Below are 14,540 nucleotides of genomic sequence, written 5' to 3'. Positions count from 1 at the left end.
TGATGATATGAAAAAAATACTTGTTATCCATGGACCAAATCTTAATCTTCTCGGTGAGCGTGAACCGGGAGTGTATGGCACAGATACTTATGACAGTATCAATAATGAGATCATAGAGCACGCTATAAACAGACAATTCCATTGTGAGGTTTTCCAGTCAAACCATGAAGGAGAAATAATAGACACACTTCATCTTGCAAGAAAATCATTTGACGGTGTCGTAATCAATGCAGGTGCTTACACTCATTACAGCTATGCCATAAGAGACGCTATCGCCGCAATAAAAATACCTGTTATCGAAGTACATATCAGCAATATAAATGCAAGAGATGAATTTCGCTCCAGATCGGTCATTGCACCGGTATGTGTAGGTTCTATCTGCGGATTTGGCAAGGATTCTTATATTCTTGCTGTTGATGCACTTTATTACCGCTGGGAAAACGAGGAGGCAGCCGAAGCATAATGACTCGCTTGGAACAGCTGATGAGCGGAATTGAAGGTATCTGCGACTGCGGTATAATAAATGACGATGTCAACCGAAGATACTTTACAGGCATGAAATCCAGTGACGGGACCCTTGTTGTATTTAAGGATAAGGCTTATCTTATAATTGATTTCAGATATATCGAAAAAGCAAGAAAAACCGTTTTCGATTGTGAAGTTATTTTGCAGGGCAGACTATATCACCAGATAAATGAGCTTATCAAAAAGCATGATGCTAAAACAGCCGCTGTGAATACAGAAAGCTGTACATTGGAGCAGTTCAGCCTGATGAAAAGTGCTCTCAAAGTGCAGCTGTCATCAGACAATACATTTTCAAAACTCATAAGAAAGATAAGAATGATAAAGACTCAGGATGAGATCGGTCTTATGATCCAAGCCCAGCGGATTGCGGAAAAGGGCTATGATCATATACTTGATTTTATCAGACCCGGCATGACCGAAAAGGAAGTTCAGCTTGAGCTTGACTTTTTTATGCTTAAAAACGGCGCCGAAGATCTTTCCTTTGATACAATTGCTTTAAGCGGTAAAAACACCTCGCTTCCACACGGTGTCCCTTCTGACAAACCCGTTGAAAAGGGAGAATTTGTGCTTCTGGATTTTGGTGCAGTCGTCAAAGGCTACCACAGTGACATGACAAGAACTTTCTGTGTGGGAGAGCCAACAGATAAGATGCGGTCTGTCTATGAAACTGTACTTGATGCCCAGCTTGCTGCTCTTAATGCCGTAAAAGCCGGGATGTCAGGCAAAGAGCTTGACAAGATCGCCCGTGATATAATAGAAAGCGCAGGTCACGGCAATGAGTTCGGACATTCTCTGGGACATGGAGTTGGCATGGAGATACATGAATCACCGTACGCATCTCCAAACAAAGATGACATTCTTGAACATAACTCAATAGTAACAATAGAACCCGGTATCTATATTGAAAATGAGTTCGGGGTAAGAATAGAAGACTTTGTTGTTGTTAAGAATAACGGCTGTGAGAATATGACACTGGCTGAAAAGAAACTGATAATAGTTTGACCGATCAAAAGTGGGAGATATTATGATGACACTTGAAGAGTTCAAAGCAAAAAAAGACGATGATGAATTTGCACCGGGATGGGATGAGATCGAAGCTGCTTTTTCTGAGGTATATGGAAACACCAAACCCGAGCATTACGGAACAACTATCACCAGCCGTGCAATGTTTGGCGGCAACGAATACCTTGACGGTTTCAGCGCTTATCCCTCTCCAAAAGGTTATTCACATATCGTTACTTTTGGTATGAGCGAGCTGTATTACGATGAGGAAAGCTTCGGCGGAGAATTCAGCAAATGGGGCTACGAAATGACTATAAAACTCAAGGATACAGACCCTAAAAGCTGTGTTTGGGCAATGAATATGATGAGCAACCTTGCAAGATACACATTCCAGAGCGAAAGATGGTTTGAGCCCGGGCAGTATGTGGGAAGTGCTAACAATCCCGAGTCTATCAACCTGAGCAAACCAGATTCCAAGATCACATCATTGCTCATTGCACAAGATACAGAGATAAAGGGAAGAGATACTATTTACGGAAAGCTTGATTTTGTCCAGCTTGTAGGTATCACTACCGAAGAATTTTTGAAAGTCAAGGAAAATAGGGACCTTGTACCTGTACTGCTTGAAAACCTTAGAGCAGATTATCCAGACCTCGAAACAGATATGGAAAGAACAAAGAACTATATTTAAGCGCCTATCTTGTTAAAAAAGTATTAAAATGAGATAAATATTGCTAAAAGACTTGCAAAAAAGAATGAAATGTGATAATATTATTGTGTAAATGTGTGCCTATATTGTGGCATGCGTGTGGATAAGATCAATATTTGGAGGTTTTAAATATGGTAACAGCAGGCGATTTCAGAAATGGTATGACTTTTGAAGAAGAAGGAAATGTAATGCAGATCGTTGAGTTCCAGCACGTTAAGCCTGGCAAGGGTGCTGCATTTGTAAGAGCAAAGGTCAAGAATGTTATTACCGGATCTGTAATTGAAAAAACTTACAATCCTACAGCTAAGTTCCCTACAGCTTATGTTGAGAGAAAGGATATGGAGTATTCTTATAACGACGGAGATCTTTATTATTTCATGGATCCTGAGTCCTATGAGCTTATCCCTGTAAACAGCAAAGAGCTTTCCGACAACTTCAAGTTTGTTAAGGAAAATATGATCTGTAAGGTCCTCTCCTACAAGGGACAGGTATTTGGTGTAGAGCCTCCTTACTTTGTAGATCTTGAAGTGACCGAAACTGAACCGGGCATCAAGGGCGATACTGCAACTAACGCAACAAAGCCTGCTACTGTTGAGACCGGTGCAGAGATCAGAGTTCCTTTGTTTATCAATACAGGTGACAAGATCAGGATCGATACCCGTACCTGTGAGTACATGGAAAGAGCGTAAAACATAAAATAATTATTGTAACGGAGGGATAGCTATGGAATTGACAAAAAAGGTAGCTTACCTTAAAGGTCTTATGGACGGTCTGAAAATAGACGACTCCACTAACGAAGGCAAAATACTCAAGCTCATGTCAGAAGTCCTTGAAGAGATGGCTGATACCATTGAGGATATGGCTGTTGAAGTTGACGAGACAGTTGAGCTTGTTGACGTTATCGATGAAGATCTCGGCGCATTGGAAGAGGATTACTACGGTCTAGAAGATGACGACGACGATGACGAATGTGACTGTGACTTCTGTGATGACGACGAGACCATGTATGAATGTGTGTGTCCCAACTGTGGAGATAAGATAATGCTTGGCGAGAACATTCTTGCAGACGGCTCTATGGATTGCCCTAATTGCGGCGAAAAGCTTGAATTTGACTTTGACGACCAGACAGAGGAATAATTCGTATAAAACTATACAACTTAATATTTATTATGTATTTCAGGGGTGGTGAAATTCCACACTGGTGGTAATAAGCTTTTGCTTTAGTCCACGACCGCTTAACGGCGCTGAATCGGTGAGATCCCGATACCAACGGTAAAGTCCGGATGGAAGAAATGACACAAGAAGATTTTTCAAGCCCTGATCACGTTTTCAGGGCTTTTTTATTTGTCCTTGCGCTGTTTCTCCCAATAATTGATTATTGGAGGAATTATTATGACTCAAAAAAATTTCACAACAAGAAAGATCGTTATTATCGGTATGATGACAGCAGTTGCATCTGTTGTTTACTACCTTGATTTTCCTATACCGGGCATAATGCCGTCGTTTATAAAGCTTGATTTTTCCAATGTCATATCCCTTCTTGCCGGTTTTGCAATGGGACCTGTGGAAGGTGTTATTGTCTGTCTGCTGAAAAATCTTATCCATTTGCTGATAAAAGGCTTTGGAACAACTATGGGTATAGGTGATATTTTTGATTTTGTTACAAGTGCTTTCTTTGTTCTTGTTTCAGCAACGATCTATCGCAGAAAAAAGACCAAAAAAGGAGCCATCTTTGCTACTTTTGTGGGTATGTTAGGCTTTACATTTATAAGCTTGCCTTTGAATTATTTTATCGTTTATCCTATATACTTCAAAGCTTTCGGTGGAGAAGAAACTGTCCTAAAAGCTTATCAGGCCATAATGCCGGGTGTTGACAACACGTTTATGGCGCTTTGCCTGTTTAATCTGCCGTTTACATTTGTAAAGGGACTGTTGTGTTCACTAATTACAATTTTTGTATATAAACCTCTTTCACCCATTATAAAGAGCAGCAAATCATAGTGTACGCATAAAAAAGCCTGACCTGTTCAAGTTGCAGGTCAGGCTTTTTGCTATTGTTTGCTTTTCAGTTTTTTCACCGATGTAAACGCCAGTACAGGAAGTGTGATAAGATCAACTATCCCGATCGGCTTTATCATTGTGGCAGGGAAGCCCATATCAAAAACATTGTTTATAGAAACTATTAGTACACCGAGTCCGATAATTATAAGGCATATAAACCATACAACATCAAGTTTGTCCAATTTCATTGTATCACCTTGCAAAATTATTGATAATTAAGACCAAAGCCCCGTTTAAGCCAGCATTCATTAGTCCCTATCTGCTTCAGATCGCTATACCACGGGCTTGGCAGCTTGCCGGAAAATCCGCTGTTTCCGCAGAGCACATTAGCAACGCCCTGTCCTTCAGAGCCCGGCAGATAGCACATTACAATACTGTCCCAGTTCTTTATGCTTTGTTCATCTAAAATAACATTTCTTCCGGCTACAATACACGCAACAGTTGGTTTGCCAAGGGATTTTACTTCGTTTATTGCCTCTGTGTTGCCCTCAAGTCCCAGTTTTCCGCACAGCGCAAGATCCTCCGTGTCGCCGTTCCATTCCGCGTATGACTGTTCGCCTACGCAAAGCAGGACAACGTCTGCCTTTGAAGCCTCGTTTTTATCTGTAATTACCTTTATTCCGTTTTTCTCGGCGATCTGTTTAAATCCTGCAAGAATAGTCGTAACACCGTCAATGTTCTTTTCAGGACTGCTGTTCCAGTCAAGGGTCCAGCCACCGCATTGTGCCTGAGCATTGTCTGCCGCAGGACCGGTGATATATACCGAAGTTCCTTTTTTGAGAGGCAGTACCTTGTTATCGTTTTTCACAAGCACAAGGCTTTTTTCAACAAGCTGCTGAGCAACTTTCCTGTATTCCTCCGAGCCTGTTTCGGATTGTTTTGTCTTTGTGCTTTCAAAAAGCGGATCGCTGAAAACTCCTGCATCAAGCTTGACTTTGACAATACGCTTTGCCGCATCATCAATACGCTCCTGTGATATTTTACCGATATTTACAGAACTTACAATGATATTTTTTACCTGCTCAAAAGTATCAACTTCCATGAACATATCTATTCCTGCATTCACCGAGGTAATGATCTGCTCCTCGTAAGTGCTGGGTGATGTGTTCTGAACAGAATTCCAGTCGCTTACTATGAACCCTTTAAAGCCCATCTCGTTTTTAAGCTTATCTATGTATTTCTTATTTTCATGCATTTTTACGCCGTTCACAGCAGAATGGGATATCATGATCGTCTGGACTCCGGCATCTATCTGAGCTTTGTATACTTTCAGAAGGTCGTTGATCTGTTCATCTGTAAGCTTGGCATCGCCTCTGTCAATAAGCATTTTAACATTGCCCTGTTCACCTGTGCCATAGCCTACATTTCCGTCACCAAAGAAATGCTTGGCGCAAACGATCAGACCACCGTCAAGCAGACCCTTTGAATAGGCGGTGCTAAGCTCGGTTATAGTGCCAAGATCGCTTCCGAGGCATTCATATGTGCGTCCCCAGCGTGGATCAACGGATTGTGCAATAACAGGGGAGTAGTTCCAAAGCATATGACAAAGCTTTGCTTCGTCTGCTGTGATCTGCCCCATTTTATACATAAGATCCTTGTCGTTCGCAGCTGCAAGACCAATATTATGCGGGAAAATTACTGCGTTAAGGCAGGCATATACACCGTGAACATCGTCCTGACCGTATATTATCGGGATACCGCATTCAGAGGATATTGCACCCTTTTGCAGATCGTCAACAGTCTGCCTCCACTGAGCGGATGTTAAAGGCTGAGTCTTTGAAAGTACACCGCCATAGCAGTTCTGCTTCAATTTTTCGCTGTCTATCTCTTTGAGCTCGGGAAGTACCATCTGACTGACCTTTTGTTCCAAAGTCATTTTTTCTACTATCTGATCAGCTGTTAAACCATCATATTTCTTGTAGTTATATACCGGTTCAGACGAGCTGCTTTCAGAACCCCAGGTGCCGCTTTGTGATGAGGACGGCTGTTCTGATACAGATGAAGACGAAGAGCTTTCATCACTTTGAGATGAACTGTCTGCACAGGATGATGTTGATAAGACTATTGACAGGCTGACAACAAGTGCCAGAAGTTTCCTTTTCATATTACCCCCCCCTTAATATCTTGCAAAGATTATATCACATATTATTTATTCCGTCAATTACATTGTTTCATATTTTGAGTCCTACAGATTAATTGATCTAAATCAAATAAATTGAAAGCAATCAAAGGCATAATCGCTCAAAGACATGTTCTTTCATTACTTATTATTTTACTTGACAAAAACGACGGTTTTTGATATAATTAGTCTGTCTAGATCAATTTTGAAGGGAGTAACCATAAATGGATGAATTGACCGAAAAAAAGCGCAGGGAACTTGATTTTAAACAATGCTTATTTTTTGTTTTAGATCATTGCATTGTAGCGATCATCGTTGGTGTCATCTTTGCTTGTCTGCTTTCATGTTATAGCTATACAAATCAAAAGAATAATAATAATTCTGAGAAGACACTAAAAGAAATAATCACAAGAAACAAATCTGCCTACTATCCAAATGCAGGACAAGTTGTTAGAAACACAGAAAAAGAAGAAGTCCCAGGCAGCTGCAACATTAGGGGCGATATCTTTATTGATTTTGATTTTAAAAGCATTGAGGGTAATTCTAATCTGGACTACAGTTCAATGGTAAATAGATTTCAGTCAGATGCAATCTCTCTTTTTATAAGAGATACTACGATTTATAAAATTGCTGATAATGTCAATTCATCCAGTTACAAGAATATAAAAAAATCAATTTCAGCCGATGAACTTCGTTGGCTTATCAATATCAATTTTAGCGGTGCAAATATTTTACATTACTCTGTTACAGATATAGATCCAGACAGAGCACTTGATATTGCAAAAGCACTTAACGAAATTTTTATTAAAGAAAACAATAGTTATGAAGCTTTCAATTCAGTTAAGTCTCTGAATGAACCAAGTATCTTTATAGATAATACAAATATTGAGTATAAAACCAGCTATTCAACAATCATAAAGTATTCTGTTGTCGGTTTCGTACTGGGTATTATCTTTATATTTGGTCTGTATTTCCTTCTCTTTATACTTACGGATAGGATCTGGACCATTAAAGATCTTGAGTATTTCGGTGTTGATACTTATGGTGTTATTCCATGTAAGTCTAAGCAGCGTGATAATGAGTACAAAAGAATAGCTTATAATCTTATTGCTAAAAACGAGAGTAAAAAGATATTCTTGATTCCTGCTGATGAGAAAACAAAAATTGATTCAATAGTTGATAATGTTTCAGCTATATTAAAAGACAATAATAACAACAGTGAATTTATCAAATCGGATTGTGTTAAGTCAACCCCGGAAGCTGTAATTAATGCACAAAAAACAGATGGAATCGTACTTGTTGTTAAATACGGTTCTACCACGATCAAAGAATTTGATTTTTCATTAAATGAGATGCTCAAGTCAGGTAAGGATATTTTAGGAGCGATCATCATTAACTCCAAACATAATTAGTCGTGTTATAGATAATAAAAAACCATTGTTTTCAATGGTTTTTTATTATTTTTACTACTTAATCTATAATGCGATTTAAGTTTTTGGCAATAATTTATTATTTTTAAACAAATTATTTCAAATAGTTGCATATTTGCTGAAAAAGCGGTCAAATAGTTGACATTATGGTGTGTTTTTGGTATAATATAAAATGTTGGTTTATGCCATTGTTTTTGCGCAAATATTGCACATTATAATTGTGTGAAAATTTCTATGAGAAAGGAAAAGTTGCTATTTTATATAAGCAACAGCTTTAAAATAAATGAAATCGAAACAAAAAACAACTCGATTTTTCCATTTTGAGCAATGGAAGGTTATCGCTTTACTGATCGGGATATTTGATATCATAGTTGTATTTATGTCATATTTTGTTGCATTGTGGCTGAGGTTTGACTGTAAGTATTCTTTGATCCCGGCTGAATATTTAAACGGCTGGCTTAAGTTTTCTCCGTACTATGCCTTATTCTCGATTGCATGCTTTTATTTTATGAGATTGTACAGAAGTATGTGGAGATTCGCAAGCTATAGTGAGTTGTTACGAATAACTCTCGCTTCGATAATTACAGGTGTTTTCCATGCCGTTTTTATTACGGTATTCGTAATTCGTATGCCGATATCATATTATATTATCGGATCTATCATACAGTTTTGTGCTGTTTTCACGGTGCGTTTTTCTTATCGTTTTGTATTATTTGTTAAAAATGCAAGCCATACAGGCAAGAGCAGCAATAACGTTATGCTTATCGGTGCTGGCAATGCAGGTCAGATGATACTTCGTGATGTCAACAGAGCTAAAGAGCTTAACGATAGGGTAGTATGTATAATCGATGACAGCGAGAATAAGTGGAATAGATTCATTGATGGCATTCCTATAGTTGGCGGCAGAGATACTATCCTTGAAAATGTGGAAAAATTTAATATACAGAAGATATACGTTGCTCTTCCTTCAGCATCTATGGAAGAACGCAGAGATATACTGAGTATATGTAAAGAAACTTCTTGTCAGCTGAAAAATCTGCCGGGAATGTATCAGCTTGTTAACGGCGAAGTGACCGTATCAAATCTTAAAAATGTTTCTATCGAAGATCTTTTAGGCAGAGAACCAATAAAAGTTGAAATGAATGAGGTTTTCGATTTCATTCACGGAAAAACAGTCCTTGTAACAGGCGGCGGCGGTTCGATTGGCTCTGAACTATGCAGACAGGTAGCAAGTCACAATCCCAAAAGACTCATTATCTTTGATGTATATGAGAATAATGCATACGATATTCAGCTGGAATTAAGAGAAAAACATCCCGAGCTTGATCTTGTCACTCTGATAGGATCAGTAAGAGATTCAAGAAAGATGTTCCAGGTGTTTGACAGATACAGACCTGATATTGTTTATCATGCAGCTGCCCACAAGCATGTTCCTCTCATGGAAGACAGTCCCTGTGAAGCGATAAAGAATAATGCAATAGGTACCTATAAAACTGCCTATGCGGCAATGCTTCACGGATGCAAAAGATTTGTGCTTATCTCCACAGACAAAGCTGTTAATCCAACAAATATAATGGGTGCGAGCAAAAGGCTGTGTGAGATGATAATACAGAGCTTTGATGCTAAGATCAAAGCAGGTAAAGCTTACGAGATACCTCAGCTTTTTACGCATCATACCGAAACAGGTCTTGAAAAAGCAAACTTAAAAACGAACAGGGAATTATTTGAAAACATTAACACTGAATTTGTTGCTTTAAGATTTGGCAATGTTCTCGGCTCAAACGGAAGTGTGATCCCGATATTCAAAAAACAAATTGAAAAGGGCGGTCCGGTAACGGTAACTCATCCTGATATAATCCGTTATTTTATGACTATCCCCGAGGCTGTAAGCCTTGTCCTTCTGGCAGGAACTTATGCTAAAGGCGGAGAGATCTTTGTTCTTGATATGGGTTCACCTGTAAAGATAGATACTCTCGCAAGAAACCTTATCAGGCTTTCCGGATTTAAACCTGATATTGATATAAAGATCGAGTACACAGGATTAAGACCCGGAGAGAAGCTTTACGAAGAAAAGCTTATGGCAGAAGAAGGATTAAGAAAAACGGAAAACGACAAGATCCATATAGGTTGTCCTATTCCGTTTGACACGGATGAATTCCTGCAGCAGCTTGGTCCTTTAATGGATGCAGCATATGCTAACGATAAGAATATTCGTGAAATTGTCGCAAAGATCGTTACTACCTATCACCAGGACGGTGTTGAGGGCAAGAAAAGCGAGACCTACAAGCAGTTGGTGGCAAGTATCGTTGATTGAATAAGAAAAGAAATACGGTGAAATATATGGATAAAAGAATGATAAAATTCAGTCCTCCGGACATATCCGAGGCAGAAATACAGGAAGTATCCGAGGCACTTCGTTCCGGATGGATAACTACCGGTCCACGAACCAAATTGCTGGAAAAAAGATTAGCAGCATATATTGAAACCGGGAAAAACGATATTGATGTTAACGAAGATTCTGATCGATGGAGTAATCGTGTTGTATGTCTTAATTCCGGAACAGCTGCGGAGGAATTGAATTTACGAGTATTAGGGATAGGATGTGGGGACGAAGTTATAGTCCCGGCTTTTACCTATTCCGCAACTGCTTCTTCTGCGATCCATTGTGGTGCAACCGTTAAATTCGTGGATATTATAAGAAATGGGAATAGTACCAATCATTCTCCCGAGATGGATTATGATATGCTTGAAACCCTTATATCAGAGAAGACTAAAGCCATCATTCCTGTGGATATATATGGTATCCCATGTGATTATGAAAAAATATATAACATCATCAACCAAAAACGACATCTATTCAAACCCAAAGAAAGTGACGGCACTTTTCTTGGCGACCTCTCATCGGCTATCCAAAAGTCAATCGGTCGCATAGCCGTTATTTCGGATTGTGCACATAGCCTTGGGGCTTATGTGATACAAAATGGTGAGAAGCAATACTGTGGTAGGATGGGAGATTTTTCAAGTTTCAGCTTTCACGCAGTTAAGAATTTCACTACTGCCGAGGGCGGTGCATCTACGTGGAAGAAGATCAGCGGTGTGGATGATGCTGATATTTATAAAGCGTTCCAGTTGCTTTCACTGCATGGTCAAAACAAAGATGCACTTGCAAAAACAAAGATCGGATCGTGGGAATATGATATTATTGCACCATATTACAAGTGCAATATGACTGATATTATGGCTGCTTTGGGATTGTGTCAGTTGAACAGGTATCCTGACCTTTTGAGCAGAAGGCATAAAATCATTGAAAAATATGATAAAATGTGTTATGAATTGGGCGTTTTCCACCTTTATCATTCTTCCGAACATTTTTATTCAAATGGTCATCTTTATATTGTGAGAATCCCGGGCATCGATGATGAGAAAAGAAGAGATATTATAACTAAGTTTGCGCAACAAGGTATCGCCACAAATGTGCATTATAAGCCTTTGCCGATGATGACTGCATATAAACAGCTGGGCAATAATATTGCGGATTTCCCGAATTCATACAAATACTATGAAAATCTGATAACACTTCCGCTTCATACACTTTTGACCGACGAAGACGTGGATTATATTATCGATAACTTTAAAACGATTATCTCTCAGTATAAATAATTAAGGGATGAATTTATGTATTTAAAAAAATGGAATGAGCTTCCTCGCTTTATGAAAAACGAAAAAGTTCGACCTTATTATGACTGCCTAAGTAAAAAAACATTCTCACTAAAGCTTAAAAGAGCATTTGACTTTGTCGTGGCACTTATAATGCTTGTTTTACTTTTTGTTCCGATGCTTATAATTGCCATAATGATAAAACTCGATTCAAAGGGACCTGTGTTTTTCAGGCAGGAAAGAGTTACAATGTACGGAAGGAAGTTTTATATCCATAAATTCCGTACTATGGTCAACCATGCAGATAAAATTGGAACCGGTGTTACGGTCAATGATGATGCAAGAATAACAAATGTCGGTAAAAAGCTTAGAAGGCTTAGAATTGACGAACTTCCGCAGCTCATTGATGTGTTGTCCGGAGATATGAGTTTTGTCGGTACCAGACCTGAATCCACAAAATATGTTAAACGCTATTCGGACGAAATGTTTGCAACGCTGCTTATGCCTGCCGGTATCACATCGGAAGCATCGATCAAATATAAGGACGAAGACAAACTATTGAGTTCTGCATCTGATGCTGACTCAGTTTATGTTAATAAAGTTCTTCCTGAAAAAATGAAGTACAATCTTTCTTCAATAAAAAACTATAGTTTTTTTAATGATATTAAAACAATGATAAAAACGGTTTTTGCAGTTGCCGGGAAAGAAGAAGTATGAACATTCTCTATATTAATCACTATGCCGGTTCCCCACAAATGGGAATGGAATTCCGTCCATATTATTTGTCTCGTGAGTGGGTAAAACAGGGTCATAATGTAAGGATTCTGGCAGGTGATTTTTCACATTTAAGAACCAAGAATCCAAAGGTAAAAAAAGATTTTCAAACCAAAACAATAGATGGTATTAAGTATACATTCTTGAAAACCGGAGAATATGAGGGCAATGGTATTAAAAGAGCATTAACGATGTTTAAATTCGTTGGGAAGCTCTTTTCCCAAGCAAAAGCAATATCAAAAAAATGGAAACCGGATGTTGTGATAGCCTCGTCAACATATCCGCTTGACACATATGCTGCACAAAGGATAGCAAAGCTTTCTAAAGCTAAATATATTCACGAAGTTCATGATATGTGGCCGTCTACTTTATATGAAGTTGGTGGAATGTCTAAATATAATCCGTTTGTTATTATGATGCAATTAGCTGAAAATTCAGCATATAAGCATTGCGATAAATGTGTTTCTCTCCTTCCTTATTCAAAGGATTATATGGTCAAGCACGGATTGAAACCAAGCAAATTTTGCAATATTCAAAACGGCGTTCAACTGGATGAATGGTCAAATAATTATAAGATCCCTGAGGAACACCGGGCTTTTTTTGAGGAACATAATAACGATTTTATTGTTGGTTATTTTGGAGGTCACGCATTGTCAAATGCACTTGACAATGGACTTGATCTTGCGAAACGAATAATGTCAGAACCTCAGGACAAAAGAACAGTATTTGTTTTTGTAGGCGATGGTGTTGAAAAGAATAAACTTATCCAAAGAACGCAGAATGAAAATATTACAAATGTATATTTTTTGCCGCCTGTTCCGAAAGAGTCAATACCCGATTTATTAAATCATTTTGATTGTTCGTATATGACAGGATTAAATTCTCCGCTGTATCGGTTTGGATTATGTCTTAATAAAATGTATGATTCTATGATGGCGGGCTTGCCTGTGCTGCTTTCTTTTGATGCTCCTGATTCGCTTGTAAAAAAATATAATTGTGGTTTTCAATTCAGTCCGACAGATATGGATTCGGCTGTCAAAGCATTAATAGTTTTACAAAGCATGTCTGAAGAACAAAGAAAGGACCTTGGTGATCGAGGAAAAAGAGCGATATTACGCTATTACACATACGATAAATTAGCGCAAAAATTTCAAAGGCTTTTTAAGGAGTACTAAATATGAAAGTCGTTACTGTTGTCGGTGCCCGTCCGCAGTTTATAAAAGCAGCGGTCGTTTCACATATCATAAGAAAGGAACACACTGAAATACTTGTTCACACCGGTCAGCATTATGATTATAATATGTCTGAACAGTTCTTTAATGAATTGAACATTCCGGCACCTGACTATAATCTTGGTATATCCGGAGGCTCACATGCCCAAATGACAGCAAAAATGATGGTTTCTATTGAGGAAGTTCTTATGAAAGAAGAACCTGATTGTTTGCTTGTTTACGGAGATACTAATTCAACATTGGCTGCGGCGTTGGCTGCAGCAAAATTACATATTCCGATATGTCATGTTGAAGCCGGAGCAAGGACTCATTGTATGACCAATCCTGAGGAAATAAACCGTATATGTACGGATCATGTTTCCACGCTGCTTCTTGCAAGTACACAAAGTGGTATTGATTCAATGTCCAAGGAAGGTCTCGCTGAAAGGGGAGTTTTAGTAGGAGATCCTATGTATGACGCTTTCCTTGAATACAGTAAGATCCGCAAAAAAGAAGATGTTGAACTTTTACTGTTGAACGGTGAAAAGAGAAGTTTGCCAGCTGTTTTTTATTATCTTACATGTCACAGAGAGGAAAATACAAACGACGATAAAGATCTGCTGGAGATATTTAATGCAATGCAACAGCTTGATGCGCCTACAGTATATTCTGTTCATCCAAGAAATAAAGCCAGAGCCAAAAGATTACAAGAGAGATACAATTTCAACAACATTATTCTTTGCGAGCCTGTTGGCTACCTTGATAGTGTTTGCCTTGTAAATAATGCAAAGAAAATAGTTACTGACTCAGGTGGATTACAAAGAGAAGCTTTTTTCGCAGGTATAAAATGTGTAACAATATTAGATTTTGTGGTGTGGCCTGAAACGATGGTCGATAATCGAAATGAACTTGCCAAGCCTAAAGCTTCGGATATCATAGAAAAGCTTAATAACAAACAAAAGATAGATTCGGCATATAAGCCGTTTGGTGATGGACATTCGGCAGAAAAAATAGTTTCTGCTTTAGAAAACAGATTTTTGCGGAGGGTTTAA

At 38.5% G+C, this 14,540-nt stretch carries 14 protein-coding genes and 1 riboswitch; of the genes, 12 read left to right on the top strand and 2 right to left on the bottom strand.

Going from position 1 to position 14,540, the window contains the following annotated elements; all coding sequences use genetic code 11:
* Positions 1–7 precede the first annotated feature (7 nt).
* From aroQ to T494_RS0108605, 6 genes are all read left to right on the top strand, one after another.
* Positions 8–463, top strand: coding sequence for a type II 3-dehydroquinate dehydratase (gene aroQ, locus T494_RS0108630; RefSeq protein WP_028505958.1), 456 nt, complete (start codon positions 8–10; stop codon positions 461–463).
* The gene (locus T494_RS0108625) at positions 463–1,527 is read left to right on the top strand and encodes an aminopeptidase P family protein (RefSeq protein WP_028505957.1); all 1,065 of its coding nucleotides are present in this window, start codon (positions 463–465) and stop codon (positions 1,525–1,527) included. Before aroQ ends, T494_RS0108625 begins: the two co-directional genes overlap by 1 nt.
* Before the next feature lie 22 nt (positions 1,528–1,549).
* Positions 1,550–2,218, top strand: a complete 669-nt coding sequence (locus T494_RS0108620; RefSeq protein ID WP_347490884.1) for a suppressor of fused domain protein — start codon at positions 1,550–1,552, stop codon at positions 2,216–2,218.
* A 149-nt stretch (positions 2,219–2,367) separates the two neighbouring features.
* Positions 2,368–2,925: an elongation factor P gene (gene efp / locus T494_RS0108615; RefSeq protein ID WP_028505955.1), complete on the top strand. Its 558-nt coding sequence runs from the start codon at positions 2,368–2,370 to the stop codon at positions 2,923–2,925.
* A gap of 34 nt (positions 2,926–2,959) precedes the next feature.
* Entirely contained in the window at positions 2,960–3,373 is a 414-nt protein-coding gene (locus T494_RS0108610) for a CD1247 N-terminal domain-containing protein (protein ID WP_028505954.1), read from the top strand.
* 31 nt (positions 3,374–3,404) lie between these two features.
* Positions 3,405–3,535, top strand: a riboswitch (FMN riboswitch).
* A 93-nt stretch (positions 3,536–3,628) separates the two neighbouring features.
* On the top strand, positions 3,629–4,237 hold the full coding sequence (locus T494_RS0108605; RefSeq protein WP_051540255.1) for an ECF transporter S component: 609 nt from the start codon (positions 3,629–3,631) through the stop codon (positions 4,235–4,237).
* 50 nt (positions 4,238–4,287) lie between these two features.
* Here T494_RS0108605 and T494_RS0108600 read toward each other — a convergent pair whose 3' ends face one another.
* Entirely contained in the window at positions 4,288–4,485 is a 198-nt protein-coding gene (locus T494_RS0108600; RefSeq protein ID WP_028505952.1) for a hypothetical protein, read from the bottom strand.
* A gap of 17 nt (positions 4,486–4,502) precedes the next feature.
* A complete protein-coding gene (locus tag T494_RS12750; RefSeq protein ID WP_051540253.1) occupies positions 4,503–6,401 on the bottom strand; it encodes a glycoside hydrolase family 3 protein in 1,899 nt (632 codons plus the stop codon).
* 239 nt (positions 6,402–6,640) lie between these two features.
* Between T494_RS12750 and T494_RS0108590 the strand changes: the two genes are divergently transcribed.
* From T494_RS0108590 to wecB, 6 genes are all read left to right on the top strand, one after another.
* Entirely contained in the window at positions 6,641–7,828 is a 1,188-nt protein-coding gene (locus tag T494_RS0108590) for a hypothetical protein (RefSeq protein WP_028505951.1), read from the top strand.
* Positions 7,829–8,129: 301 nt separating this feature from the next.
* On the top strand, positions 8,130–10,160 hold the full coding sequence (locus T494_RS0108585; protein WP_028505950.1) for a nucleoside-diphosphate sugar epimerase/dehydratase: 2,031 nt from the start codon (positions 8,130–8,132) through the stop codon (positions 10,158–10,160).
* Between the two features lie 26 nt (positions 10,161–10,186).
* A complete protein-coding gene (locus T494_RS0108580) occupies positions 10,187–11,506 on the top strand; it encodes a DegT/DnrJ/EryC1/StrS family aminotransferase (RefSeq protein WP_028505949.1) in 1,320 nt (439 codons plus the stop codon).
* 15 nt (positions 11,507–11,521) lie between these two features.
* Positions 11,522–12,220, top strand: a complete 699-nt coding sequence (locus T494_RS0108575; protein ID WP_028505948.1) for a sugar transferase — start codon at positions 11,522–11,524, stop codon at positions 12,218–12,220.
* Positions 12,217–13,452, top strand: coding sequence for a glycosyltransferase family 4 protein (locus tag T494_RS0108570; protein WP_028505947.1), 1,236 nt, complete (start codon positions 12,217–12,219; stop codon positions 13,450–13,452). Before T494_RS0108575 ends, T494_RS0108570 begins: the two co-directional genes overlap by 4 nt.
* Positions 13,453–13,454: 2 nt before the next feature.
* A complete protein-coding gene (gene wecB, locus T494_RS0108565; RefSeq protein WP_028505946.1) occupies positions 13,455–14,540 on the top strand; it encodes a UDP-N-acetylglucosamine 2-epimerase (non-hydrolyzing) in 1,086 nt (361 codons plus the stop codon).

Source organism: Ruminococcus sp. FC2018, from assembly GCF_000621805.1.
Lineage (GTDB): Bacteria > Bacillota > Clostridia > Oscillospirales > Ruminococcaceae > Hominimerdicola.
Note: the sequence above shows the minus strand (reverse complement) of the source record. Positions and strands in the feature narration are given on the sequence as shown.

What these genes read in the sequence shown, in the direction of transcription:
- aroQ (WP_028505958.1), top strand. Translation starts at nt 8, where the DNA reads ATGAAAAAAATACTTGTTATCCATGGACCAAATCTTAATCTTCTCGGT.
- T494_RS0108625 (WP_028505957.1), top strand. Translation starts at nt 463, where the DNA reads ATGACTCGCTTGGAACAGCTGATGAGCGGAATTGAAGGTATCTGCGAC.
- T494_RS0108620 (WP_347490884.1), top strand. Translation starts at nt 1,550, where the DNA reads ATGATGACACTTGAAGAGTTCAAAGCAAAAAAAGACGATGATGAATTT.
- efp (WP_028505955.1), top strand. Translation starts at nt 2,368, where the DNA reads ATGGTAACAGCAGGCGATTTCAGAAATGGTATGACTTTTGAAGAAGAA.
- T494_RS0108610 (WP_028505954.1), top strand. Translation starts at nt 2,960, where the DNA reads ATGGAATTGACAAAAAAGGTAGCTTACCTTAAAGGTCTTATGGACGGT.
- T494_RS0108605 (WP_051540255.1), top strand. Translation starts at nt 3,629, where the DNA reads ATGACTCAAAAAAATTTCACAACAAGAAAGATCGTTATTATCGGTATG.
- T494_RS0108600 (WP_028505952.1), bottom strand. Translation starts at nt 4,485, where the DNA reads ATGAAATTGGACAAACTTGATGTTGTATGGTTTATATGCCTTATAATT.
- T494_RS12750 (WP_051540253.1), bottom strand. Translation starts at nt 6,401, where the DNA reads ATGAAAAGGAAACTTCTGGCACTTGTTGTCAGCCTGTCAATAGTCTTA.
- T494_RS0108590 (WP_028505951.1), top strand. Translation starts at nt 6,641, where the DNA reads ATGGATGAATTGACCGAAAAAAAGCGCAGGGAACTTGATTTTAAACAA.
- T494_RS0108585 (WP_028505950.1), top strand. Translation starts at nt 8,130, where the DNA reads ATGAAATCGAAACAAAAAACAACTCGATTTTTCCATTTTGAGCAATGG.
- T494_RS0108580 (WP_028505949.1), top strand. Translation starts at nt 10,187, where the DNA reads ATGGATAAAAGAATGATAAAATTCAGTCCTCCGGACATATCCGAGGCA.
- T494_RS0108575 (WP_028505948.1), top strand. Translation starts at nt 11,522, where the DNA reads ATGTATTTAAAAAAATGGAATGAGCTTCCTCGCTTTATGAAAAACGAA.
- T494_RS0108570 (WP_028505947.1), top strand. Translation starts at nt 12,217, where the DNA reads ATGAACATTCTCTATATTAATCACTATGCCGGTTCCCCACAAATGGGA.
- wecB (WP_028505946.1), top strand. Translation starts at nt 13,455, where the DNA reads ATGAAAGTCGTTACTGTTGTCGGTGCCCGTCCGCAGTTTATAAAAGCA.